Origin of the sequence: Anaerococcoides asporogena (genome assembly GCF_029590275.1) — a bacterium.
Classification (GTDB): Bacteria; Bacillota; Clostridia; order Clostridiales; family Clostridiaceae; genus JG1575.
In genome coordinates this window covers 1,833,849-1,859,183 of the sequence record NZ_CP120965.1, presented here as the reverse complement: position 1 = coordinate 1,859,183, position 25,335 = coordinate 1,833,849, and the positions used below count along the sequence as shown (strand labels likewise).

Here is a 25,335-nt window from a genome sequence, read left to right as displayed (position 1 = left end):
TACCCTGTTTCCTCTGATTCCTTGGTTTATAAGTATCTCTTGGCTCCCTTAATTCCCTTGGTTCTCTGGTTGTCTGCTTTCCAGGTTCTCTGATTTTCCCTTATTCCCTTGGTTCTCAGGTTCTATTACTTTTCTTGAATCACCCAGAAGACAGACAGAAAAAAATCGCCGAATCCCTGACTATTTTGGGCTGGGATTCGGCGTTTAGGGTATGAGGTGTGATTAATATGTGATGTAGTCAAATATCCTTGGATGTCTTATTGATATCCAAGGATGACAGCCCTTGATTTATTCCCGCTTCAGTTCCCGGTTCATCAGATTGATGACCGCGTCGCGAGGCGTAACATCTTCAAACAGGATCTGGTGAACGGCGTCGGTAATGGGCATTTCGACATTGTACTTTTTCGCCAGCTCAAAAAATGCCTGTGTGGCTTTAATGCCTTCCACTACCATGCCTACTTCTTTCGTCGCTTCATCCATGGATTTTCCTTGGCCGATCAGAATTCCGCAGCGCCGATTGCGGCTGTGCATGGAGGTGCAGGTTACAATGAGGTCTCCGATTCCGGTCAGGCCATAGAAGGTCTCGGTCTCGGCGCCCATCTTTTCTCCGATGCGGATGATCTCAGTCATGCCTCGGGTCATCAGGGCTGCCTTGGCATTGTCGCCATAACCGATTCCGTCGGAGATCCCCGCCGCCAGCGCGATGATGTTCTTAACCGCGCCGCCAATTTCCACGCCCATCAGGTCATGGTTGCGGTAGACGCGCAGGCTGTTGCTGGAAAAAGCTTCCTGTACTCGCACCATGGCGAGTTCGTTGCGGGAAGATGCCACCAGCGTAGTCGGGAGTCCCTGCGCCACTTCTTCGGCATGGGATGGACCGGACAGAATCACCGGGTCCTTGTCCAGCACTTCAAAGATCGTTTGGGACAGGGGCTTCAGGCTCTTTGGATCAACACCTTTGGCGATGCTGACGATAATTTCATCTCCGGATAAATATGGTTTGATCTTTCCGGAGACTTCACGAATGGAAGAGGATGGGACGGCCAGGACCACCATATCACGGTGATTCAGTGCCTCCCCTAAATCTACAGTGGCCCGTAAGCTTTCCGGCAGACGGATCCCCTGAAGATATTTCCCATTGGTGTGCTGTTCGTTGACTTCCCGGACGCGTTCCTCGTTCCGTTCCCACAACATAACTTCATGACCGTTCTGAGTCATGGCTTTCGCCAATGCGGTCCCAAAGGACCCTCCCCCTAAAAATGTGATCTTCAACTCTCTTTCCTCTCTCTGAATTCCATTTTTATTCCGGTGCCTTCGAAATCAAAGCTGGCTCGCAGCTGATTTTCCAAGTATCTCATATAGGAGAAATGGAGCAGAGCCGGATCATTTACAAAGAAAATAAATGTCGGTGGGCGAACTCCGGTTTGGGTGACATAATACACCTTGAGCCGGCGGTTGGAGACCACCGGGGGTTCCTTCATCAGAAGCGCCTTGGAAATGACATCATTGAGGATACCGGTGGAAATCCGGCGATTGTAGTTTTCAAATACTCTGGCCACTTCTTTTAAAACCTTGTGCGAGCGCAGTCCGGTCTTGGCGGAAATGAACAGGAACGGAACATAATTCAGGAAGTGGAAGCGCACTCTCAGTTCTTTGGTGAAGCGGTCCATGGTCTTGTCATCCTTCTCCACCAGATCCCACTTGTTTACAATGATCAGCAGCCCCTTCTTCATTTCATGGGCATAGCCGATGATCTTTTCATCCTGTTCGGTAGCTCCTTCACTGGCATCAATGAGCAGAGCGATGACATCAGCCCGTTCAATGGAGGTCATGGTGCGCAGGCCTGAATAACGCTCGATTTCCTCGCGCACTTTCGCCTTGCGCCGCAGACCGGCGGTATCAACCACAACAAATTTGCCTTCTTCGGTTTCCAGGTAGGAATCGATGGCATCCCGGGTGGTGCCAGGAATGTCCGTTACGATGCTGCGTTCCTCACCCAGAAGCCGGTTCACGAGGGACGATTTGCCGACGTTTGGTTTTCCGACAAAGGCGACCCGGATGGTCTCGTCTTCTTCCTCGGCTGCCTCGGCTGCCGGGAAATGAGCCACGACTTCATCCAGCATATCGCCCAGATTCAGTCCCTGGCTGCTGGAAATCGCAAAGGGTTCGCCCATGCCCAGATTATAGAATTCATAGGCATTGGCGGATTCATGCAGATTATCGATCTTGTTGACAGCCAGCACGACGGGTTTGCCGGAGCGGCGCAGCATGGAGGCGACTTCCCGGTCAGCATCGGCCAGACCGGTCTTGCCGTCCACCATGAAGATGATGACATCGGCGGTTTCCATCGCAATTTCAGCCTGACGGCGCATTTGCGAGAGGATCTCATCCTCTGAGGTCGGTTCGATTCCACCGGTATCGATGAGGCGGAAATCATGACTGAGCCAGTCGGCGTCAGCATAAATCCGATCCCGGGTTACGCCTGGCGTATCCTCGACAATGGCGATCCGATGACCGGCCAGACGGTTAAACAGTGTCGATTTTCCTACATTGGGGCGCCCGACAATGGCGACGATTGGTTTTCCCATATGATTTACCTGTACAGAGCGGTTTGCTCTGCCTTTCATTCTTAATAGTAAGGATCTCTTGATCGGATCCAGGAATATCCTGCCTGGCGTTATGGCGCCATTGCCTGATTCATTTGTTCGATAAGGTTTTCCCCCGTGTAATCCACGATGAGGACTTTGGTATCCAGTTCGCGCTCCAGGTCCTGTATCGTCACGCCGTCGAGCATCAGCTCTTCCCCTGAGCGGAACATATTCCGTGGCATAATGAGGTGGTCATGCACAGTTCCCTGCTTCAGAGTATTGAGCACATCCCGTCCGGTCAGCAATCCGGCCACGGTAATGGAGTGGCCGAAAAAGTCGTTCAGAACGCGGTGGGTATTGATCGCCAGCCGGGGATTGCGCTGAGAAATCTGATCGGCGGCCTGCCGAATCTCTTCATGAGCGGAAGTGCCGGTGACGAAGCTGAAACTTCCGCTGCCCGGTGCCAGATCTTCCAGCGTCGCGGCGATGGATTCACGGAACAGCCGAATCATTCCGATTCCGTCTTCCAGCTGACTGTAGCCATCGTAGAAATCTTCATCCGGAACATCAATTCCCGCCATGCAGTAAAACTCATCTGCGCAGCGGGCAAACTCAGAACCGGTGGTCAGACGGAATTCCTGCTGGAGTTCATCCAGCTGATGAATGACTTCTCTGGAGGATTCAGCAGTAAAAGGAATCAGATTTGGCAGTCCCTGTCGATATTTCGTCATACCCAGCGGAACGATGGCCACTCCTGTAACATACGGATGAAGTGCCGCCAGATCGCGGAGCGTTCTTTCCAGTTCCGCCCCATCATTGTAGCCAGGCACCAGAACGATCTGAGCGCCCATCTGAATGCGGGCTGCAGCCAGCTGCTGCATCCGAGGATACAGATTTCCGGCCACTCGATTGTTCAGCATCGTAACCCGCAGTTCCGGGTTCGTGGTATGGACCGAGATATTGATGGGACTGATGCGGTAGTTAATGATGCGCCGAATATCGCTTTCGGTCATATTGGTCAGGGTAACAAAATTACCCTGAAGAAATGACAGGCGGGAGTCATCATCCTTGAAATAGAGGGTTTCTCTCATGCCGGGCGGCAACTGATCGATAAAACAGAAAATACAGTTGTTTGAGCAGCTGCTGGCTTTGTCCATAATGCCGCTGGCAAAATTCAGCCCCAGTTCCTCATACATTTCCTTCTCAATCGATACCGTATATTCCCTGGTTTCCTCTCCCTGAGACCGCTGAATCGTCAGCGTGAAGCGTTCGGCTGCTGTCAGGAAGCGATAGTCCAATATGTCCTTGACCGGAACCTCATTGATTTTAACCAGACGGTCTCCAACAGTAATTCCGGCCCGGTCCGCCGGACTCTTTTTATCTACTTCGGTGATGACGTTGCGCCGGATCGGATCGACCAGCTTACCGTCAATTTGGATGAGTTTGTTATAACTCATGGAAACACCTCATTTCTCTCTACTTATTATATCAAAACAGTTCCCTGACGACAGTGAATTCACGCTCTGTATAGCTGAAATCATCAAAAGCTTCGATTAAATTTCGAGAAGCCGTCAGGTTTACCATAATTTATATTGCCATAATTTATATTATGTAATTAATTCTTGGAAAAATATTATTGAAGAGTCATCGTCGATTCTCTATAATGATCGTTTCAGTCTCTCCAAGCCTGGTTCTTGCGTTCCAGCCGGACTTTCCTTCGATATGTTCTGATCCATTTCAGAGAATCTGAACAATTTGAAATAATATCTGACCAGCCTCTGATTATAGCACTATCCGGATGCATCCGACAAGGAAAACCGTTAACTCTCAACGGCGACTCATCTCTTCCCAGTACTACGGCATGGCACATTATGTAAGAAACCTCTGCCGTTTGCTGTGGCAGAGGTTTTTGGCTTCCGATTCAGATAAACGTCCGGATGGCTCCTGGTACGATGGTCCGCATCCGATCAGACATTCAGTTCTACATACTCACCGGTTACAATATAGATGGTCCACTCGCAGATATTGGTGGCGTGATCTCCGATCCGTTCCAGGTATTTGGCCACAAAGTTCAGCTGCGAAGCCTTAAATCGGCTTTCTTCCACCTGAGCCGCATCGTAATAAAGATGCTTGACCAGATTCATCAGGCCACGGTCTACTTCGTCATCGAGTTTCGTGATTTCATAGGCCCGATCATCGTCCTTGGCCGTATAGGCATCAATGGATTCTCTCAGCATGGTACAGGCGATTTCAGCCATCCGCTCGATTTCTGGCATGGCGTCGGAAATGTCCTCGTCTTTCAGCAGAATGGCGATGCGGGCAATATCAACGGCATAATCCGCCATGCGCTCGACATCAGTCACAATTTTAATCGTCGTAAACAGAGTCCGCAAGTCCGCGGCTACTGGCTGCTGAGTCGCGATCAGTTTAATGCTCTGGTCTTCCACCACCCGCTGGAGATCATCGATGATCCCATCCTGGCTTTTGACCTGCTCGGCCAGTGTCACATTCTTTTCCCGAAGCGCGATAATGGCTTCCTTGATCTGTTCTTCTGCCAACAGAGCCATTCGGACCAGGTGATTGTTAATGCTTAAAAGTCCTGACTGGATATTTTTAACTGACATATGCTGCCCCTTCCCTTAGCCGAATCGGCCCGTGATATATTCTTCTGTCCGTTTGTCCAATGGATTGGTAAAGATCTTGTCGGTGCGGCCGGATTCAACGATTTCACCATTCAGGAAAAATACAGTTTCGTCCGCGGTCCGGCCCGCCTGCTGCATGTTATGAGTAACGATGACCACCGTGTATTCTTTCTTGAGTTCTTCCATCAGCTCTTCGATCTTCTGAGTGGAGATCGGATCCAGGGCCGAGGTCGGTTCATCCATCAGAATAATGGATGGGTTTGTGGACAGAGTACGCGCAATGCATAGACGCTGCTGCTGGCCGCCGGATATGGACAGACCGTTATCGTGAAGCCGATCCTTGATTTCATCCCAGATGGCGGCTTTGCGCAGGGACCGTTCCACCAGCTCGTCCAGCTCCTGTTTCTTCTTCATGCCATGGATCCGCGGTCCGAAGGCGATGTTGTCATAGACGGACATGTCAAAGGGATTGGGTTTCTGGAACACCATGCCGATCTGCTTGCGCAGCACCATGATGTCCATGTCGCGGTTGATGTCGCGCCCTTTGAATTCCAATGCGCCTTCCACCCTGGTCTTGGGAATCAGATCATTCATGCGATTCAGACAGCGCAGGAAGGTGGATTTCCCGCAGCCGGACGGTCCGATCAGGGCGGTGATTTCATTTTCCCGGATATCCAGATTGAGATTCTTCAGCGCCTGAAACTGGTCGTACCAGAAATTCATCTCGCGCACGCGAATGATGGTTTCTCCCGGAATTTCCTCTGGGCTGCGTTCCCGCAGCGCCACCTGGGCTTTCACTTCCCGCTGGGCTTTGGGCAGAACACTTTGGTCAACGCTCTTTGCCTGATTAAACTTTTCCTGTAATTCCTGTTCCATTAGCCAAACCTTCCGGAAATATAGTCTTCCGTCTTCTTGTCCTTCGGATTGTAAAAGATGTTGTTCGTGGTGTCATGCTCAATCAGGCGGCCATTCAGGAAGAAACCGGTGGAATCGGAGATCCGGGCAGCCTGCTGCATGTTGTGGGTAACGATGACGATGGTATAGTTTTCTTTCAGCTCCTGGACCAGTTCTTCCACTTTCTGGGTCGACAGCGGATCCAGGGCCGAGGTGGGTTCATCCATCAGAATGACGTCCGGCCGGGCGGCAATGACGCGAGCGATGGACAGCCGCTGCTGCTGTCCCCCGGACAATTCAAAGGCACTCTTGTGCAGGGTGTCCTTGACTTCGTTCCACAGCGCGGCACCGCGCAGGGCCGATTCAACCAGTTCATCCTGCTCGGCTTTTTTCATCGGGCGATGACGCTTTGGCCCAAAAAGGACATTTTCATAGATGCTTTTGGGAAACGGATTGGCCTTCTGGAAGATCATGCCGACTTTCCGGCGCAGATGGACCAGATTGACCTGGGAGCCGTTGATATCTTCGCCCATGTATTGGATCAGGCCTTCGGTCCGGGTGTCATCAATCAGGTCATTCATCCGGTTCAGACATCTCAGGAAAGTGGACTTGCCGCAGCCGGAGGGCCCGATCAGGGCTGTCACATGGTTCTGCCGGATTTTCATATTGATGTCTTCCAGCGCTCGTTTGTTTCCGTAGTAGAAATTCAGATGTTCTACTTCAATGATATTGCTCATCGGTCTAGTCTCCTATTCATACCGTTTGCCGAATTTTTTCCGGATGATGACTGCCATGACGTTGAAGAACAACAGAATGGCCAAAAGGACGATAATTCCGGCCGATGCTTTTTCGTGGAATTCCTTCAAGGTGCGTCCTGTCCAGTCATAGATCTGGATGGGCAGCACCGTGTACTGGTCAAAGATCGAGGTCGGTACGGCCAGGATCATGCCGACCGCTCCGGCAACCAGCAGCGGCGCGGCCTCGCCAATGCCGCGGGAAATAGCCAGAATGCAGGCAGTTGCTATGCCCGGGGCGGCAAAGGGCAGCACCACGCCGGTGATCATCTGCCACTTGGTTACTCCCAGGGCCAGGGCATTCTGACGCATGGAATCCGGAACGGTTTTGAGTGCCTCCACAGACGAGGTAATAATCACCGGCAGGATCAGAAGCGACAGAGTCAGGGCACCGGTGATCAGGGTTCGGCCAAAGCCCAGGATGTTGGCGAAAATGGAGAGGCCGATCATACCGTAGACAATGGAAGGTACGCCCGCCAGATTGCCGATGTTGAGTTCCAGGAATCGGGTGAGCCGATTCTTCGGGGCATATTCATACAGATAAATGGCAGCCCCTACGCCCAGCGGAAAGGAGATAAGGGCCGTAAGGCCCATGATCCAGAGGGAACCGGCCAATGCCGCCTTCACTCCGGCAGCTCCGGGGCGCCGTGACGGAAAGCTCGTCAGAAATTCCCAGTTGATGTGGGGCAGACCGACGGACAGAATCTGATAAAGCAGCATCGCCAGGAAAATAATGGCAATGACGGTGCAGCCAAAGAAAATACCGTGCCAGATCGAATTGATCCGCTTCCGCCGGTTGATATTGGCCTGTTCCTCCATTTCCTCCCGGGACAGTGAAGGGGCTGCTGCTTGGTTTAGTTCATTCATCTTATCCCCTCCGTTTATTGGATACGAACTGCCGGGCAATCAGATTGAGCAGCAGCGTCATTAAGAACAACACAATGCCCACCGCGTAGATGGACTGGTACTGGATCGTGCCTACTCCAAGCTCTCCGGTACTGGTGGCTACCATGTACCCCGTCATCGTCTGGATGGACTTGAATGGGTTGAAGGTCATCATCGGTTTGGATCCGGCAGCAATGGCAACGATCATGGTCTCCCCCACCGCTCTGGACACCGCCAGAATAAAGGAGGAGATAATGCCGGAGCGGGCAGCCGGAATCACAATCTTCATGGCAACCTCCAGCTTGGTTGCGCCCAGCGCGTAGGCTCCGTTGCGCATGGCATTGGGAACCGCGTTCATGGCATCCTCTGACAGTGAAGCCACCAGGGGCAGAATCATCATGCCCACGGCGATGGCTGCCGACATGATGTTGAAGATTTCAGTGGATGGCACCAGCGTCTGCAGCAGCGGTGTTATATAGTTCAGGGCGAAAAAGCCGTAAACAATGGATGGAATCCCCGCCAACACCTCAAGGATCGGCTTGATGACCGCCCGGACATTGGGGTGAGCGTATTCCGACAGGAATACCGCGCTGCCCAGTCCCAGTGGAATGGCTACCAGCATGGAATAAAACGCCACGCTGAAGGTTCCGACGACCAGGGGCCAGATTCCGAACCGCCCCGGGCTGAACAGCGGCAGCCAGGTATTCTCCAGCAGAAATTGATTGAGAGATACATGTGAGAAGAAAGTCGCCGCTTCCGAGACCAATGTATAGATGATCATCGCCGTGATCAGGATCGTGGCAATGGTAAACACCCGGATGATGTTCTCGATGATGGCTTCATTGAGCCGAAACCTGGATTTTCCGGTCAGAGTGGATCGTTGTTCCATGGAAATTCCTCCATATTCAGTAAGCATACTCATACAGTCTACTGGTCAGACGTAAAGAAAAGATTCTTCTCTTGTTAAGCTTAGGTTAAGTTTAATACACTTCCGGTTCATTTGGAATACCGCTGATCCTGCGGTTTCCCCTGCTTTTCTCAAAAATGTCTCCCTCTCAGCAGTTCCTTTGGACCGGATCTGATATTTTCTCCGAGCGGGTTTCAAATCCAGAAAAAAAGGACCCCGCAGGGTCCCGAGAGTATGTAGACTGATGGGAGTCAGGGAACATGAATACTACTTGGTAAGAGCAGCTTTGGAAGCATCAATGGTGGCCTGGGTAGCCGGTACCATCTGCACTTCTTCGGCCAGCTGGATCGCATTGTCAAGGTAGAAGGTCAGGAAATCCTTAACTTCCGGCTTTTCGGCGACCGCTTTCTTGCTGACATAAAGGAAGATTGGGCGACCCAGCGGGTAGGTTCCGTCAAGGATCGTTTCCTTAGTCGCTTCCACCCCATTGATTTTCATTGCCTTGAGCTTATCCATGTTTTCTTCGTAGTAGGTGAATCCGAAGTAACCAAGACCGCCTTCGGATCCGGCAACACCGGTAACCAGTACATTGTCATCTTCTGATACCTGAACATCAGAGGCTCTCTGCTCATTTTTCGTTTCCAGGGCTTTCTCCGTGAAATACTCATAGGTGCCGGAAGAAGTACCAGGAGCGAACAAGGACAGCGCAACATCAGGGAATGCCGCATTGGCTTCCTTCCAGGTCTTTAAGACCGAATCCTTGCCAAAGATCGCTTTCAGGTCTTCGAAGGTCATTTCATTCACCGGGTTGTTCTTATTGGCAACTACTGCGATTCCGTCGATGCCGACCTGAAGTTCTACGATCTCAATGCCTTTGGCTTTGGCTGTTTCAATTTCCTTGTCCTTGATTTTTCTGGAAGAAGCGGCGATGTCGATTTCTCCATTGATCAGGCGTTCAATCCCCGCTGAAGATCCGGAGGGGGACGCCGTTACAGTCAGCTTTGGCTGAACTTTGACGTACTCTTCGATGACAGCTTCGGACAGCGGGAAGACCGTGGACGATCCATCCGTTTCAATTTTTCCGGTCAGCTGAGCCGAAGTTGTAGTTCCCTCGGTGGTTCCTGGAGTGGTTCCGCCGGCAGTGGTATTATTGGCAGCTGGAGTACATCCTGCTACTGTGGCTGCAACGACGCATGACGCGAGGATTGCTGCAATTCGATTCTTCTTCATTAATTCATTCCTCCTGATATTTCAGCTCATTTCGTTTCTACTGTGTTTTTCTCACAAATCCAATGATAAGCCATCCTTGTTTTGGAATTGTTTTGCTCCTGTTAGTTATGTGTTAAGTTCAAAGCTTTCTGTCCTGGATCCCTCTTATGGGACCCGTACAGGGCGAAAGACAGGTAATGGCTTTCAAGCGAGTGTACCATTGCCAATGAACCGTTGGATTGAACAGCAAGATAGCTCAACCGGTTCACTGCGTCATTGAAAAACAGACTGACAAGCTCGCCAGTCTGTTGGGTTTAACCATTGAATTTAATGGCCTGAATTTTAGTTCCTGGCGACCGGTTTGGTTTACGGTAGGACGGAAGCTGAACCAGAAAGGTCGTGCCTTCTCCGACGGTGGACTGGACCTGGATTGAGCCGCCGAATGAGATGGCTATATGCTTGACAATGGCCAGCCCCAGGCCGGTTCCGCCTTTGGCCCGGTCTCGAGCCTGATCCACGCGGTAGAACCGTTCAAACAGCCGCGGCAGGTGCTCTTCCGGAATGCCCGGACCGGTATCCTGCACAGACAGCACAATGATGTCCTGCTCTTCCTCCAGACGCACCTTCACTTTGGCATGCGCTTCAGAGTATTTGATGGCATTCTCCACCAGATTAATGAGCATCTGCCGATAGAGATCGTCATCTCCCAAAAATGCGGGCTCGCCTTTTACAGTCAGCGACAGGTCAATGTTCTTGTTCTTCGCCTGAACTTCCAGCAAGTGCAGACCGGAAACGGTGGCTTCCACGGCATCGATGATCTCGGTGCCCCGCCGTTCCTGATTCTCAATGGCGGACAGGGATAAGATATCTTCGATCAGCCGGCTCAGCCGCTCGGTTTCCTGATCGATGATATCCAGGAACTTATTGCGTGTCGCTGGATTTTCCACATCGCGCAAGGTTTCGGCAAATCCTTTGATGGAGGTCAGCGGTGTTTTGAGTTCATGGGAAACATTGGCCACAAACTGGCTGCGCATTTGCTCCAGTTTCTTCAGATCGCTGATATCCGACAGTACGGTCACTTTGCCGCGGTGAAAATTCCGATCCGTGATCAGTTCCGTTGTCTTGAAGCGGACGACCGTTCCGGTGCGCTTCAAAGTCAGTTCCTGATACTGGTCGGACAGGGTCAGCATCTGATCAAGATCTGTATTGCGGATCACGCTGTGGATGTCCTTGCCGATGGCTTCATTGTAAATCCCGAAGATTTTGCGGGCAAAGGCATTGAAGATGATGATCCGGTTGTTCTGATCCACGGCAATGACGCCTGAGTTCATGGAACCAAGAATCGCGTCCAGCTGGTTCTGATGATTCATGGAATCCAGGATTGTTCCTTCCAGGCGGTCGGCGATGGTATTGAAATGATTTGCCAGTGGCTCCAGATCCGTCAGTTCATTGACCTGAACCCGGTAAGACAGTTCCCCCTCGGCGATGCGCTGAGTGGCCAGCGTCAGCTGATCAATGGGCTTTGCCAGATTCCGGGACAGGTACAACGTCAGACCCGCTCCCAGCAACACCAGAATTATTCCTAACATCAGAGTTTCATTGCGCAAAGCAGCCAGACTCGACTGAATTCGATTTGCCTGTTCTGCCAGAATGATTCGTTCCCCTTGAGAAGTCGTGGCAAATGCTGCCAGATAGGAAGTCTCGCCACTGACCAGAATGGAGCTTCCCTGGGGCTGATCCAACAGGCGCAATAAGGTCTCGCTGGTCAGAAGTGGAATTGGCGCGCCTTCCGTGGAAGCCACCATCTGGCTGTCCCTGAGCACAAATCCATGAATTCCCTGTTCGGACAGAGTCCTGGTCAACTCCGGAAAATTAGAACCATCGTAGCTTGCGGCGGCCTGTCGGGCCGAGGTTAACAGCCGGTTTTGCTCTGCCTGATGGATTTGGTTTCGACCGAAAAAATAGAAAAAAACCGATGCACCTATGGCAAGACACACGCTCAGTGCGATCAGCGCGATCTGAAACCTGGTTTTCACGGCGTTTCGTCGTTGTTGAAGCGATAGCCGATTCCCCGCACCGTCTCAATATGGCGGGGATTCTTGTCATCCTCTTCCAGCTTCTGGCGCAGATGGCGGATGTGGACATCGACCGTCCGGGTTTCCCCAACGTATTCATAGCCCCAGATTTTATCCAGCAGGACGTCGCGGGTCAGTACTTTTCCATTGTTCTTCATCAGGATATCAAGCAGTTCGAATTCCTTGAGGGTCAGTTCGACCTTGATTCCGTTCTTCTTGACTTCATGCTTAAGGAAATCCACTTCCACATCACTGAACCGCAGGATGTCAGCCTGCGGTTCCTGTGGGTTCGCCCGGCGCAGCATTGCTTTGACGCGGGCCGTCAGTTCCCGAACAGAAAAAGGCTTCGTGATATAGTCGTCAGCGCCCAGTTCCAGACCCAGAATTTTGTCAATTTCCTCGGACTTGGCGGTGAGCATGATAATGGGGACGGACTTAAGCTGGTCGTCTGAGCGCATCCGCTTGCAGACTTCCAGTCCGTCCAGTCCGGGCAGCATGAGATCCAGAAGAATTAAATCCGGTTTCTCCTGTTTTGCCAGCATGAGGCCGTCAATGCCGTTGCCGGCTGAACTCGTCGTATAACCGGATGCTTCCAGATTATAACGGATCAGTTCAATAATATGTTCTTCATCGTCAATGATGAGTATTTTTTCTGCCATGGTGGGATCCTCCTGTTATTCTAGCTTTAAGTTATCATACCGACTGGCATTTTACCAACGCTTCCTGCGCACTTAACCTTTTTTTAACAAGATTTCTCGGGCAGATGCCCCGTTCAAAACCCTTTGAAACGGAAAATCACCGGCTGACGCATCAGCCGGTGATTTTCAGGGGGATTCTTATTCCATTGGATCCATTTCTTTCCCCATCAGGGATTTGATCTCCTCGAAGAAAGTACTGATGTCCTTGAACTGCCGATACACGGAAGCAAAGCGAACATATGCCACCTCGTCCACGGTTTTCAGCCGCTCCATCACCATGTTGCCGATTTCATCCGTGGTGACTTCCGAGATCATTTTATTGGAGATGCTGCGCTCAATGTCGTCGGCAAGATTCTCCATCTGCTGCATGGACACCGGACGCTTCTGAGTCGCCCGCACCAGGCCGCTGATGATCTTGTTCTTATCAAACGGTTCTCTGGATTCATCTTTCTTGATGACCAGGATCGGTAATGTTTCAACTTTCTCGTAGGTCGTGTACCGTCGGGTGCAGTCCAGGCATTCGCGCCGGCGGCGGATGGAAGATCCATCTTCAGTCGGTCTGGTATCAATGACTTTGCTCTCGAGGTAACCGCAATAAGGGCATTTCATATTCCTTACTCCCTCTTATCGATGGTCAGGATCCAAAGTGATGCTTGTTATCTGCGATTTCTGAGGAATGCAGGGATTTCGATCTGTTCTTCCTCTTCTTCTTCCGGACGATAGGTTGGTTCCGGCCGTCTGGATTCATCCCGGTAGGATGATTCACTGCGGTAGGACGGAGCTTCTGCCCGTTCTGCCGGCTTGGCGGCAAAGGGCTTGGCCTCTTCCTTCTTCTCGGAGACCTGCGCCTTTTGGGACTTAAAATCCTTTTCGAATCCGGTTGCGAGAACCGTGATTTTGACTTCGTCATTCAGTTCCGGATCGATGACCGCACCAAAGATGATGTTGGCATCCGGGTCAGCGGCTTCCTTAACGACTTCGGCCGCTTCATTGATTTCCAGCAGAGACAGGTCTTCTCCGCCCGTCACATTGAGCAGAATGCCTGTTGCTCCGTTGATGGAGGTTTCCAGCAGCGGGGAGGAAATGGCAGCCTTGACGGCATCCGTTGCCTTGTTGTCGCCCTTGCCGTAGCCGACGCCCATGTGGGCAACGCCGCGGTTGAGCATAATGGCGCGAACGTCATTGAAGTCCAGGTTGATCAGTCCGTTGTCTGTGATCAGGTCAGTGATTCCCTGAACGCCCTGGTGCAGGACTTCATCCGCCTTGCGGAAAGCTTCCTTGAAGGAAGTTTTCTTATCGACAATCAGAAGCAGGCGCTCATTGGGGATGGTAACCAGTGAGTCCACTTTGCTCTTGAGGTTTTCAATGCCGATTTCGGCATTCTTCATTCTGGCTTTTCCTTCGAAATGGAAGGGTTTGGTAACTACGCCCACGGTCAGGATGCCCATGGATTTTGCGATCTCCGCAACAATGGGTGCAGCACCGGTTCCGGTTCCGCCGCCCATACCGGCCGTTATAAAGACCATGTCGGCCCCTTTGAGTGCGGATTCAATTTCTTCCTTGGACTCTTCCGCCGCTTTCTGTCCGATTTCCGGATTGGCTCCAGCGCCAAGACCCTTGGTGAGCTTTTCACCGATCTGGATTTTATGTGACGCGTTGGACTGGGACAGCGCCTGCTTGTCCGTGTTGACTGAAATAAAGTCAACGTTGGCAAGTCCTTCCATGATCATGCGGTTAACCGCATTGTTTCCGCCGCCACCGCATCCAACTACTTTTATATTTGCCGGGCCTGTTACTTCAAGATCAAAATCTAACATCCTTAATCCCCCTATTCTATTCCGAATAATTTTTTTAATTTTGTGCCGAAACTGTTTTCGCTGGCTTTTTTCCTGAAATCATCATGAGTTTTGGGACGGCGCGTCGGTTCGACCGCTTCGTCTTCCTCATCCAGCCCGATGATCTCTTTCACGGACTTTGTCGCCTTCTGGCGGACCTTGTCAAATACGGAGAAGTAGGCGCCGGCGGATTCATCCGCTTCTTCCAGCTCATCCTCTTTTTCGCACATCTGTGCAATAAGCACCGATTGCAGCTCATGGATCATATTATAAGCTACGCCAGTGGCATTCAGGGAAAAAATGTCGTCGCTCTTGATTATATCAGATGTAATGTAATTTGTGGATATTGGAATCCCATCTTCTACCAGTTCCTCGATCTGAGCAAACCCGCAAAGTCCGCCGCCGTAGACCAGAGCCATATCAATTTCATTCCACTGCGGATAATTCTGGAAAGCTTTGCGGCACAATCCGACGATTTCCGTGGCCCGGGCGGATACGACTTCCCGGATCAGGTCGAACTTGGGATGGTTCTTGCTGAGCTGGCCGGTGCCGAACTGCTTTTTCAATTCTTCGGCTTCATTCATGCTGATTTTCAGAACAATGGATAAGTCCTTGGTAATATTGCGCCCCCCCAGAGGGATGGTTTCCGAGTAAACAATCCGGTTGTTTCTCAGCACAACCAGGTCCGTTTTGCGGTGGCCGGAATCGATCAGGAGCGCTCCGTGGTACCGCTGGCTTCTGGTCATCATAAGATTGGCCATGCCGTGCACGGACAGCCCGGTGCCGATGACGCGGATTCCGTCATTGTCCAGGACTCTGGCCTGGCCTTCCAGTGTTGACTCATCACACAGAATCGTCTGGGATGTAACGTCAATGAGACCGCCCTTGGCTCCGACGGGATTGGCATACCCGACGCCGTCCACCTTGTAGTCACCGATCAGCACGTCACAGATCCGTTCCTCCGAGGTTTTGGCCACCCGCATGGAACTCTTTACTGCATTGAGCATGTCTTTTTCAGAGACCGTACCCTGTTTGAGTCCGGCAGATCCTCTGCTTGACTCCTGTCTGGTGTAAGCCGTATCAACGTTCAGAAAAACGTCGGTCACCGGCGCTCCGGTCTTGATTTCAAGCTGGCGCAGTACACTGCGAATGGATGACAGGAGGCGTACTGAATCGGTCACCTGTCCATCCTCTATCCCGTGCGATTCACCGTAAGCTGAAAATATAATGTCCCCGTTCCGTCCGGTGATGGCGGATGCTTTGATATAATACGATCCCAGATCGAGACCGGTTAAAAATTGATCCATTGCCATAAAACTCCCCCTTTGTCCTCCAATCAGTCGATTTAGTTGATGTATAAATAAATATGTTAACCAAAATGGCTGTAAACGTGCTAATAATCCCATTATACATGGTTCAGTCACGGAATGAAAATACTTTCATAAATTTAGACCATAAGTTTTTAAAAAAGCAGGCGGCAAATTCCTGAATCGGGAATCGGACACCTGCTTACACTCTTTCTTACCCTTTGGAGCACACCTTAGGTTTGATCAGGTACTTATTAGATAATACCATTAAGTCACATTCGTCTGGCTTTTTCTGCCCGAACCCGCTGATCAGACCTTATCGATCTGGTCGATGTGGATTGCCCGGACATGTTCCGTATGATCCCACTCTTTTCGGTTCTTGTGGAGAATTCCCAGGATGGCAATGGGCATCCAGGTGGGAATATACAACGGCAGGAGTGCATAGTACATCAGATTGCGCAGGCTCAGTTTCTTATCAAGCCACAGAATGAACGGAATCAGCAGCAGCTGCAGAATCTGTCCGGCGGCATAGAGCATTTCCTTCAGGGACAAGATTCGACCCAGATTCAGTAAAGCCATTTGCCGAATGGTATCCTGCAGATAGTAGAGATTGTACAGGATGCCGTAACCGGCACTGATCCCGAATATAATCAGAAGGATCGGCTGAATGGAGTAAAAGGCACAGTCAATCATGATCATGCTTCCGGTCCGGATCCCTTTGTTCATTAACGGGAAGAAATATTGGGTAAAGACGTCGGCAAATCCCTGCATCCAGCGCTTGCGCTGGCGCCAGCTGGCTGCCATGGTCAATGGTTTCTCATCATAGATAATGGCTTCATGCGCCCAGCCGACCTTGTAACCGTTGAGGCAAAGCTTGCAGGTAAACTCGAGATCTTCCGTCAGACAGGTCGCATCCCAGCCGTAATGCTCCAGAATATCCGTATCGACGGCAAAGCCTGTTCCACCCAGCTGAGCGGACAGCCCCAGATTGTCCCGGGAAAGCTTGAGCATCCGGTTGGAGATCCAGAATTCCATGGAAATACAGCCTGTCAGGTACGTATCATCCGGGTTTTTCGAATCCAGGTACCCTTGAACAACTTTGTAACCCTGGTTCATCTTCTTGTTCATTTCCTTCAGGAATGAGGGGTGAACCAGATTATCGGCATCCAGGATCACACAGGTCCGATAACCCTTATTCATTTTCAGCAGCTGGTCGAAAAACCACTGCAGGGCATATCCCTTCCCGACTTCTGTCTTATTGAACCGCTCAAAGACGGCCGCGCCGGCCTGAGAAGCGATTTCTTTCGTATTATCATTGCAGTTGTCTGCAATCACATAGACATCGAACAGCTCTTTGGGATAGTCCATCCTCAGGCAGGATTCGACGCTCTGCCGGATCACCTGAGACTCATTATGGGCGGCGATGACAACGGCAAATCTCCGATTGCCGTCTTCCAGCTGTTTACGCTTTTTCTGATACAGTGAAAACAGTGTCAGAAAGATATAATATGATGAAACGGCTACCGCCAGATAGTTGATAATATGCATCAGGCTTATAAAAGCTCTTCCCAGAAATTCCATTGGATCCCCTCTTTTAAAGAAATAAAAAGTCACCGATTCAAGAATCCGGTAAACCAAGGTTTATTATACCACAGTTCCCAGCTGGTGATGACTTTAACAATGAAATCACTGACAAATTCAGGATATTAGCGGTTCAATTTCGCTCCCTGGTTTCGATCGTTCGGGGTTTGAAATCCCCTCATGCCCTGGCGCTGACCCAGGAAAATCAAATTTTCCAGCTGATTGAAGTGTCCCTCAGAGATTGTGTTGCGAACAGCCTGAGTTCCCAGCAGCAGTTCATAATCCAGTTCCATGCCGTTTTCGTTTTTTCGCAGAATCTGACTCTGAATGAAATTGATGGTCTCGCCCAGCTGGAACCGGACAAAATCCCGCTCGGACCCGGGAAACATCTGCAGGATTCTTGCCAGAGTCGTTCCCGCGCCCAGGGAGTGCAGCGTGGCAATGACTCCGATGCCTGCCTCCGCGGCTTCCAGGACCGCTCGCATGCTGGCAGTGTCGCGGATTTCACCAATCATCATGAAATCCGGACTCTGCCTCAGCGCACTGCGGATGCCTTCCTGAAACGTCAGAAAATCTCGCCCTGATTCCCGCTGAGTGACCAGTCCCTTCCCCGGATCGAGCCGATATTCCACCGGGTCCTCCAGGGTAATCAGGTGCCAGGGGCGGACCCGCAGCAGCTCGGACAGCACGGCTGCCATGGTAGTACTCTTGCCCGAACCCGTTTTCCCTACCACCAGACTTAGCCCCCGACGCGATGCCAGATGGTCCGGCAGCCCTGGATTTACGCCCAGCTCGGCCAAGGTCGGAATCTGATCCTTAATGATCCGGATCGTGGCACAAAGCTTTCCCTCTGAGGTATATCGGTTGATCCGATATCGTCCTTTATACTCATAGGCCAGATCCGAGTCCAGACTGCCATTCCCCTCCCGCACCCGTTCCCCGGGACTGATCGATGCAAACAGCCACTGCATAAGCTCCCGGCCGACACAGCCCGTCCCAGGCAATATTTCATCCCGCAGCCGGTAATGCAGTACGTCATCCTCCCGCAGCAGGATATCTGATACTCCCCGCCCCCTGCACGCCGTCAGCAGTTCATGAAATCTGTTCTCCACAATGACTTCCTCCTTCAGAATCTACTCTCGAAATTATGGTTTGAAGTCAACTTCTCATACAGTCTGAACATCAGCTCCTTCGATCAGTGTCCAGTGAAGCCATCTTCTTCGATCAGTGTCCTGTGGATCCATCCCCTTCGATCGGTGTTGGGTTGAGTCCCATCCCGCTTGATGGGAGTTTCGCTGCCTGCTTCGTTGCTTTATTGGCGGAAATGAATCCCACCGGTGAAAGACATCATTTTCCAGGCAAGCAGGATGTGCCCGACTCCTGAATCGTCGCAATAGTAAGTCTGGCGTCTGCCCCTTCGAAAAGATCAGCGGATGATTGCCCTTTCAGTCCGACTTGCCTATAATCAGGGGTAGAACGATACGAACCGATGCCCGATCGGAGCGATTCCATGACAATCGTCCGGTGCAGACATCGCGTGAGGAAAGATGAGGAAATGACATGTCCGTTGAACGAGTAAAGGAATATTTTTTAAGAGAATACGGTCTGGATCAGATCGTTCAGGAAACGGAGGAATCCTCCGGTACGGTACCGGAAGCCGCCCGGGCGATTGGTACGGAAGAATGCCGCATTGCCAAGACCCTGTCGTTTTTTGTCGGGGAAAGCGTTGTGCTGGTCGTCGTAGCAGGCGATGCGAGAGTGGATAACCGAAAGTACAAGGATACGTTTGGAACCAAGGCGAAAATGCTGCCCTTCGAGCGGACCGAAGAACTGACGGGACACGCCGCCGGCGGAGTCTGCCCCTTCGCCGTGCCCGAAGGCGTACAGGTATACCTGGATGAATCCCTGCGGCGCTTCCCTTCGGTATATCCGGCTGCCGGCTCCGCCAACAGCCATATCGAGATGACCATGTCCCAGCTCGATCAGTTCATTCCCCACGGTCGCTGGGTTGATGTGACCAAAATTCCGGAGACCGATTTGTCAGAATAACCGCATCCGGGATATCCCCTTCGGATTCAGCAGAGAAAGCCCGTAAACCATTCAGCACGAAGGTTTACGGGCTTTCTCTTAGGTCAGTGGAATTTGTGAGTGGCAGGTCTAATCTTCAATGAGGGCTTTGACTGAGCGCACCATGACATCGATGGCAACTTTATTGTGGCCGCCTTCCGGGATGATCAGGTCCGCATAGCGCTTGGACGGTTCGGTGAACTGCATGTGCATGGGGCGAACCACCGACAGGTACTGGTCCACGACAGAGGACACGGAACGGCCGCGTTCCTCGATGTCCCGCACCAGACGGCGCAGAATCCGGATATCGGCATCGGTGTCGACATAGATCTTGATATCCAGCAGATCGCGCAGGCGCTTGTCATCCAGAACCAGGATGCCTTCCACAATGATGATGTCCCTGGGTTCAACGATTTTGACCTCTTTGGTCCGGTTATGGATGGTGAAGTCATAGGTGGGCATTTCGATGGGCTGGCCGGCCAGCAGACGCTGCAGATGATCGATGAGCAGATCCGTATCGAAGGCCATCGGGTGGTCATAGTTGGTTTTCACCCGATCCTCGAAGGACAGGTGGCTCTGATCTTTATAGTAGGAATCCTGTGAGATCATGCAGATTGATTTTTCACCGAAGCTGTTATAGATGGCGTTGGCTACCGTGCTTTTCCCTGATCCGGTGCCGCCGGTTATTCCGATTAAGACTGGTTTCTTCATTGTTACATCCCCTCATCAGGCTGATTTGGAACGGAATTTCGGCCAATTCAGGTTGGCCTCAGCCCATTCCGGCGGCTTCTGGAAGCCTTGCTTTCCTTTTCAGTTTACAGGAAAAGGGCGGTCCTGTGACCCCCCTTTTGCTTAAAACACGTATTTCACTTCGCCGGTGGTCTGAATGATCAGATCCCCTGCTTCCAGCTGATCCGGGCAGTCGCAGCTGAAATACATGGCCGCCTTGTTGGCCACTTCAATGGGGCTGCCCTCTACATCCCGGAAATTGGTGAGCGTCGTCCGGAAGACATCGCCTTTGGCGCGCAGCACCTCCACTTCCGTATTGGGGAAGATGCGGTTCTTCTCATGCATGAAATAGCGTCCGTCCGCTTCCCGGCGGACAACGGCAGCGACGATGTCATAATCCCGGACATAGGTCGAGGATTCATAGATCTGCGAGTTGCCGCGGCCAAAGTAGAAGCCGGTATGGTACTTGCGGTGGCTGACCTTTTCCAGCAGTTCCATCCATTTGGGGTCATAGCGGTAATTGGCCGGGTCGGCCAGATAGGCATCCATGGCGGCGCGATAGGCCTTGACGATGGCTGCGACATAATACTCAGACTTCATCCGGCCCTCGATCTTGAAGGATACAATGCCGGATTCCATCAGCTCGGGAATGTGCTGGATCATGCACAGGTCCTTGGAGTTCATGATGTAGGTGCCCCGTTCGTCTTCGAGAATTTCCATCGGCTGATCCAGCCGCTTTTCTTCGACCAGGTAGTACTTGTAGCGGCAGGGCTGGGCGCATTCGCCGCGATTGGCGTCACGGCCCACCATGTAGCTGGACAACAGGCAGCGGCCGGAGTAGGCCATGCACATGGAGCCGTGCACAAAGGCTTCAATTTCCAGCGTATCCGGCGTTCTGGCAATGAGATCGCGGATTTCCTCCAGGGTCAGCTCCCGGGCCAGAACGATCCGTTTCACTCCGTTTTGGTGCCAGAACATGGCAGAACGGTAGTTGACGTTGTTGGCCTGGGTGGACAGATGGAGCTCCATCTCGGGAATGACTTCCCGGCAGGTCATGATGATGCCCGGGTCCGACACAATCAGGGCATCGATGCCCAGGTCCCGGACGCTGCGCAGGTAGTCCTCCAGCCCCTCGAGATCTTCGTTGTGCGGGAACACGTTCAGCGTCATGTAGACCTTGCGCCCCCGGCTGTGAGCGTACTCGATGCCTTCCTGCATCTCCGCATCGGAGAAATTGTCGGCAAAAGCCCGCAGATTCAGGCGGTTTCCGCCCAGGTAGACCGCGTCGGCGCCGTAGTCGATCGCAACTTTTAATTTGGACAGGCTTCCGGCTGGAGCCAGAAGTTCAGGTTTCGTATTTCGATTCATCGCTTATTCCTTACATTTGATAATGAGAAGTCCGTCTCCCACCGGCAGCACCATGGAATGGAACCGCTCGTCCTGAGAAACCTCCTCGATAAACTGCCGCATGTTCATGATAATGGTGGAGTGCTTGCGCTCCACGCCTTCGTGCGCAATCAGACCTCGAACCAGAATGTTGTCGCAGATGATCATCGCCCCGGGTGAGATCAGCTGCAAAATTTTTTCCAGGTACTCGCGATAATGGCTCTTGCCGGCATCGATGAAGACAAAGTCATAGGGACCGGTCAGATCGTCCAGCACCTGGAGGATGTCCCCCTCGTGCAGAGTGATGCGATCATCCAGACCGAAGGCCTTGATATTCTGCCGGGCCAGGGCAATCATGCCGGGGTCCCGCTCAATGGTATCGATCGTTATTTCAGGGGATGCTCCGGCCATGACAATGGCGGAGTACCCCATGGCTGCACCCAGTTCCAGAACGCGTCCGGCTTTCTGCGTACGCAAAAAATAGAGCAGACAATCGGCCGCTTCCTTGTGGATGATGGGAATGAAGCGGCGCGAGGCATACTCTTCGAGGGCGGTGAGCCTGGGGTCGCCTTTGAGCGCGGCGATTTCCCGGAGATATTGTTTTGTTTGTGGATCCGTGATGCTCATGGGTCCTCCTAGGGTACTGATGGAGTGGTTGTGGTGGGCGCAGTCGTCTGAGACGGCTTGGTAGCGGGCAACACTTCAAAGGGGAGCCCGACCGGTCCCGGATAAGGATTCTGCGGCTCGGTCTCCACCGGCTGCGTCCCAGGCGTGGTCACCGGAGTGGTCGATCCGCCGCCGTTAAATTCTTTCTTTTTTGCCAGGAACTCATCATAGGAAGCGGTGAAGAAATGTTTGCCTGTCTGAGGATTCAGAACATAGTAGATGTAGTCCGTGGTAGCCGGCGCCAGGACGGCCCGGATGGAGTCCGTGGATGGATTGCAGATCGGACCGGCCGGCAGGCCTTTGACATGATAGGTGCTGAACGGGCTCTCCAGGCGCATGTCCTGGTTGGTGACCGCCTTGGAATCCACGCCCAGGGCATACAGGATGGTCGCGTCCAGCTGCAGCTTCATGTCGATGGCCAGCCGGTTTTCAATGACCGACGCGACCAGGGCGCGTTCATCAGCATTGTTGGTCTCCCGTTCGATCATGGCTGCCTTGTTGATGATGGCATCGTAATCCGCGCTCGTGATGTTCGTCCGACCGCTCTGGTCCAGGATGGCCTTCAGATTCCGGTCGAACTCCGCGCTGAGCTTGGCAACGATGGCATCCGCCGTTGTCCCTCTGGCGAAGGTATAGGTGTCAGGTTTCAAGTATCCTTCCATTCGGTAGCGCCGTTCGCCCTTGACCGGCACATAGTCCGGCGGGGTGAACGCTTCCACCGCGTTCAGAAATTCATCTTTCGTAACGAGGCCCGACTTGTCGAATCGGGCTGCCATATTGGCAATGGTAAACCCTTCGGGCAGCGTAACCCGGACATTGTCCAGATTTTCCTGCTTCAGGGCATCCAGAAGATCCTTCAGCGATCCGGTCAGAGCCACTTCATGCCGGCCCGGCTCGATGTCCAGATTCAGCCCGGACAGCCGGTAGTAGAGCTTACTCAGCCAGGCATTTTTCAGCACACCGTCTGCCGCCAGCTGATCCACGACCTGATAGAGCGACTCCTGATCCCGCACCAGAATGGACAGTGGATCTGAAGCCCCCTGCAGGGGAGCACCGGCATTGGAATGATAGACGTAGAGGGAACCAAAAATAGTTCCCCCCAGAAGGAGTATGACGATCAACAAGGTTACGAGTACTTTTTTCACAAAGAATCACCTGATCCGCTCTAATGATTTCACGGCCAAGCCGCGATGGGTTTACTCTATTTCCGGGCAGCCCGCTTGCGCATGGTCGTATCAAGGATCCGTTTTCTCATGCGAATGGTTTTCGGGGTAATTTCAACCAGTTCATCGTTATTGACGAACTCCAGACAATTTTCCAGGCTCATGACTCGGGGAGTGGTGAGTTTCAGCGCCTCGTCCGAACCCGAAGACCGGGTGTTGGACAGGTGCTTTTTCTTGCAGACATTGACTTCAATGTCCTCGGCCCGGGAGCATTCGCCGCAGATCATGCCGGCATAGACTTCCATGCCCGCGTTGATGAAGAGCGTACCGCGTTCCTGAGCGTTGAACAGTCCGTAGGTAATGGCTTCGCCGGTTTCAAACACGACCAGTGAACCGCGCGAGCGTTCCTGAATGTCACCCTTGTAAGGACCGTAGCCCTTGAACACATGGTTCATGATGCCGTTGCCCCGGGTGTCCGTCATGAATTCATTCCGGAAGCCGATGAGGCCGCGGGCCGGAATATCGAATTCCAGGCGGGTATAGCCATTGACCGAGGAAGTCATGTTGGTCATCTCAGCCTTGCGCGGTCCGAGCTTTTCCATGACCGGCCCGACGTATTCTTCCGGTACGTCGATGGTCAGATATTCCATGGGCTCCATTTTTCTGCCGTCTACTTCCTTGAAGATAACGGACGGCTTGGAAACCTGCAGTTCATAGCCTTCGCGGCGCATGGTTTCCAGAAGAATGGACAGATGCAGTTCTCCGCGGCCTGACACTTCAAAAGTATCCGGCGAGAGTTCCTTCACGCGCATGGATACATTGGTCTCGATCTCACGCATCAGGCGGTCGCGCAGATGGCGGGACGTAACAAAATCGCCTTCCCGTCCGGCAAAGGGCGAGTCGTTGACCATGAAGTTCATGGACAGCGTCGGCTCGTCGATGTGCATGAAGGGCAGTGCTTCCGGATTCTGAGCGTCGGCAATGGTATCTCCGATGCTGACGCTGCCAAGGCCGGCAATGGCAACAATGTCGCCAAGGCTGGCTTCCTGGGCTTCCACGCGCTTGAGTCCCTCATTGACAAACAGAGCGGACACGGTATTTTTGACGATCCGACCATCCCGGTTCATGATCGCCACATTTATGTTCTTGCGGATGCGACCCCGTTCAATCTTGCCGATGGCCAGCTTGCCCATGTACTCGGAGGAGTCCAGGGTGGAAACAAGAAGCTGAAGCGGGCCTTCCAGGTCGCCCTGGGGCGCTTTGACCTTGCTCAGGATCGTATCGAATACGGGCGTCATGTCACTTCCCGGCTCATTGGCTTCAAAGCTGGCATAGCCTTCCCGGGCCGAGGCATAAAGGACCGTGAAGTCGCACTGCTCGTCCGATGCGCCCAGTTCCAGGAACAGGTCAAAGACTTCGTTGATGACTTCGTTGGGGCGGGCATCCTTGCGGTCAATCTTATTGATCAGAACGATGGGATCGTGTCCCAGTTCCAGAGCCTTCTTCAAGACGAACTTCGTCTGCGGCATCGGTCCTTCATAGGAATCCACGACCAGGAGTACGGAGTCGACCATCTTCAGGACGCGCTCGACCTCTCCGCCGAAATCGGCATGGCCGGGGGTATCCACGATATTGATGGTATGATTCTGGTATTTTACGGATGTGTTCTTGCTCAGGATCGTAATGCCGCGTTCGCGTTCAAGGTCATTGGAATCCATGACCCGTTCGGCCACTTTTTCATTTTCACGGAAGGTGTGACTCTGCCGCAGCAGCGCATCCACCAGCGTGGTCTTGCCGTGGTCAACGTGGGCAATGATCGCTATATTTCTGATATCTTCTCTTGTGTACATAGTTCCTCCTGGTGTGTGGAAAGATCAACACAAAAATTGGATACTCCAGATACAGGGTA

General features: G+C 52.3%; 22 protein-coding genes. 1 reads left to right on the top strand and 21 read right to left on the bottom strand.

Annotated elements, in window-relative coordinates:
* Window positions 1–288: 288 nt before the first annotated feature.
* The 16 genes from P6M73_RS08705 to P6M73_RS08630 form a co-directional block, all read right to left on the bottom strand.
* Window positions 289–1,272: an NAD(P)H-dependent glycerol-3-phosphate dehydrogenase gene (locus P6M73_RS08705; protein ID WP_277852665.1), complete on the bottom strand. Its 984-nt coding sequence runs from the start codon at window positions 1,270–1,272 to the stop codon at window positions 289–291.
* Entirely contained in the window at window positions 1,269–2,588 is a 1,320-nt protein-coding gene (gene der / locus P6M73_RS08700) for a ribosome biogenesis GTPase Der (protein WP_277852664.1), read from the bottom strand. Before der ends, P6M73_RS08705 begins: the two co-directional genes overlap by 4 nt.
* An 89-nt stretch (window positions 2,589–2,677) precedes the next feature.
* Complete coding sequence (locus P6M73_RS08695) at window positions 2,678–4,045, bottom strand: DUF512 domain-containing protein (RefSeq protein ID WP_277852663.1); 1,368 nt, start codon at window positions 4,043–4,045, stop codon at window positions 2,678–2,680.
* Between the two features lie 510 nt (window positions 4,046–4,555).
* Window positions 4,556–5,212: a phosphate signaling complex protein PhoU gene (gene phoU / locus P6M73_RS08690; protein ID WP_277852662.1), complete on the bottom strand. Its 657-nt coding sequence runs from the start codon at window positions 5,210–5,212 to the stop codon at window positions 4,556–4,558.
* 15 nt (window positions 5,213–5,227) lie between these two features.
* Window positions 5,228–6,106: a phosphate ABC transporter ATP-binding protein PstB gene (pstB, locus tag P6M73_RS08685; RefSeq protein ID WP_277852661.1), complete on the bottom strand. Its 879-nt coding sequence runs from the start codon at window positions 6,104–6,106 to the stop codon at window positions 5,228–5,230.
* Entirely contained in the window at window positions 6,106–6,861 is a 756-nt protein-coding gene (gene pstB / locus P6M73_RS08680; protein ID WP_277852660.1) for a phosphate ABC transporter ATP-binding protein PstB, read from the bottom strand. The genes pstB (P6M73_RS08685) and pstB (P6M73_RS08680) overlap by 1 nt, the downstream gene beginning before the upstream one ends.
* 12 nt (window positions 6,862–6,873) lie before the next feature.
* Window positions 6,874–7,785, bottom strand: coding sequence for a phosphate ABC transporter permease PstA (pstA, locus tag P6M73_RS08675; RefSeq protein ID WP_277852659.1), 912 nt, complete (start codon window positions 7,783–7,785; stop codon window positions 6,874–6,876).
* 1 nt (window position 7,786) lies between these two features.
* Complete coding sequence (gene pstC, locus P6M73_RS08670; RefSeq protein ID WP_277852658.1) at window positions 7,787–8,692, bottom strand: phosphate ABC transporter permease subunit PstC; 906 nt, start codon at window positions 8,690–8,692, stop codon at window positions 7,787–7,789.
* 285 nt (window positions 8,693–8,977) lie between these two features.
* On the bottom strand, window positions 8,978–9,940 hold the full coding sequence (locus P6M73_RS08665; RefSeq protein WP_277852657.1) for a PstS family phosphate ABC transporter substrate-binding protein: 963 nt from the start codon (window positions 9,938–9,940) through the stop codon (window positions 8,978–8,980).
* Between the two features lie 293 nt (window positions 9,941–10,233).
* Window positions 10,234–11,508: a HAMP domain-containing sensor histidine kinase gene (locus tag P6M73_RS08660; protein ID WP_489666500.1), complete on the bottom strand. Its 1,275-nt coding sequence runs from the start codon at window positions 11,506–11,508 to the stop codon at window positions 10,234–10,236.
* A 443-nt stretch (window positions 11,509–11,951) separates the two neighbouring features.
* Window positions 11,952–12,653 (bottom strand): response regulator, encoded by a 702-nt coding sequence (locus P6M73_RS08655; RefSeq protein WP_277852655.1) that lies wholly within the window; start codon window positions 12,651–12,653, stop codon window positions 11,952–11,954.
* A 177-nt stretch (window positions 12,654–12,830) separates the two neighbouring features.
* Window positions 12,831–13,301 (bottom strand): transcriptional regulator NrdR, encoded by a 471-nt coding sequence (nrdR, locus tag P6M73_RS08650; protein WP_277852654.1) that lies wholly within the window; start codon window positions 13,299–13,301, stop codon window positions 12,831–12,833.
* Between the two features lie 47 nt (window positions 13,302–13,348).
* A complete protein-coding gene (gene ftsZ, locus P6M73_RS08645) occupies window positions 13,349–14,509 on the bottom strand; it encodes a cell division protein FtsZ (RefSeq protein WP_277855703.1) in 1,161 nt (386 codons plus the stop codon).
* Between the two features lie 11 nt (window positions 14,510–14,520).
* Window positions 14,521–15,840 (bottom strand): cell division FtsA domain-containing protein, encoded by a 1,320-nt coding sequence (locus P6M73_RS08640; protein WP_277855702.1) that lies wholly within the window; start codon window positions 15,838–15,840, stop codon window positions 14,521–14,523.
* Window positions 15,841–16,143: 303 nt separating this feature from the next.
* Window positions 16,144–17,415 carry a glycosyltransferase family 2 protein gene (locus tag P6M73_RS08635; protein ID WP_277855701.1) on the bottom strand — a complete coding sequence of 424 codons (1,272 nt, stop codon included), beginning with the start codon at window positions 17,413–17,415 and terminating at the stop codon, window positions 16,144–16,146.
* A 125-nt stretch (window positions 17,416–17,540) separates the two neighbouring features.
* Entirely contained in the window at window positions 17,541–18,527 is a 987-nt protein-coding gene (locus tag P6M73_RS08630) for a type IV pilus twitching motility protein PilT (RefSeq protein WP_277855700.1), read from the bottom strand.
* A 448-nt stretch (window positions 18,528–18,975) separates the two neighbouring features.
* Between P6M73_RS08630 and P6M73_RS08625 the strand changes: the two genes are divergently transcribed.
* On the top strand, window positions 18,976–19,464 hold the full coding sequence (locus P6M73_RS08625) for a YbaK/EbsC family protein (protein WP_277855699.1): 489 nt from the start codon (window positions 18,976–18,978) through the stop codon (window positions 19,462–19,464).
* Window positions 19,465–19,572: 108 nt separating this feature from the next.
* On the opposite strand, the gene udk is transcribed toward P6M73_RS08625, so the two are convergent.
* The 5 genes from udk to typA all read right to left on the bottom strand — a co-directional run bounded on the left by udk (window position 19,573) and on the right by typA (window position 25,276).
* Window positions 19,573–20,193: a uridine kinase gene (gene udk / locus P6M73_RS08620; RefSeq protein ID WP_277855698.1), complete on the bottom strand. Its 621-nt coding sequence runs from the start codon at window positions 20,191–20,193 to the stop codon at window positions 19,573–19,575.
* A gap of 141 nt (window positions 20,194–20,334) precedes the next feature.
* The gene (locus tag P6M73_RS08615) at window positions 20,335–21,579 is read right to left on the bottom strand and encodes a peptidase U32 family protein (protein WP_277855697.1); all 1,245 of its coding nucleotides are present in this window, start codon (window positions 21,577–21,579) and stop codon (window positions 20,335–20,337) included.
* Window positions 21,580–21,582: 3 nt separating this feature from the next.
* Complete coding sequence (locus P6M73_RS08610; protein WP_277855696.1) at window positions 21,583–22,224, bottom strand: O-methyltransferase; 642 nt, start codon at window positions 22,222–22,224, stop codon at window positions 21,583–21,585.
* Between the two features lie 8 nt (window positions 22,225–22,232).
* The gene (gene mltG / locus P6M73_RS08605) at window positions 22,233–23,408 is read right to left on the bottom strand and encodes an endolytic transglycosylase MltG (protein ID WP_277855695.1); all 1,176 of its coding nucleotides are present in this window, start codon (window positions 23,406–23,408) and stop codon (window positions 22,233–22,235) included.
* 56 nt (window positions 23,409–23,464) lie between these two features.
* On the bottom strand, window positions 23,465–25,276 hold the full coding sequence (gene typA / locus P6M73_RS08600; protein WP_277855694.1) for a translational GTPase TypA: 1,812 nt from the start codon (window positions 25,274–25,276) through the stop codon (window positions 23,465–23,467).
* Between the last annotated feature and the right edge of the window lie 59 nt (window positions 25,277–25,335).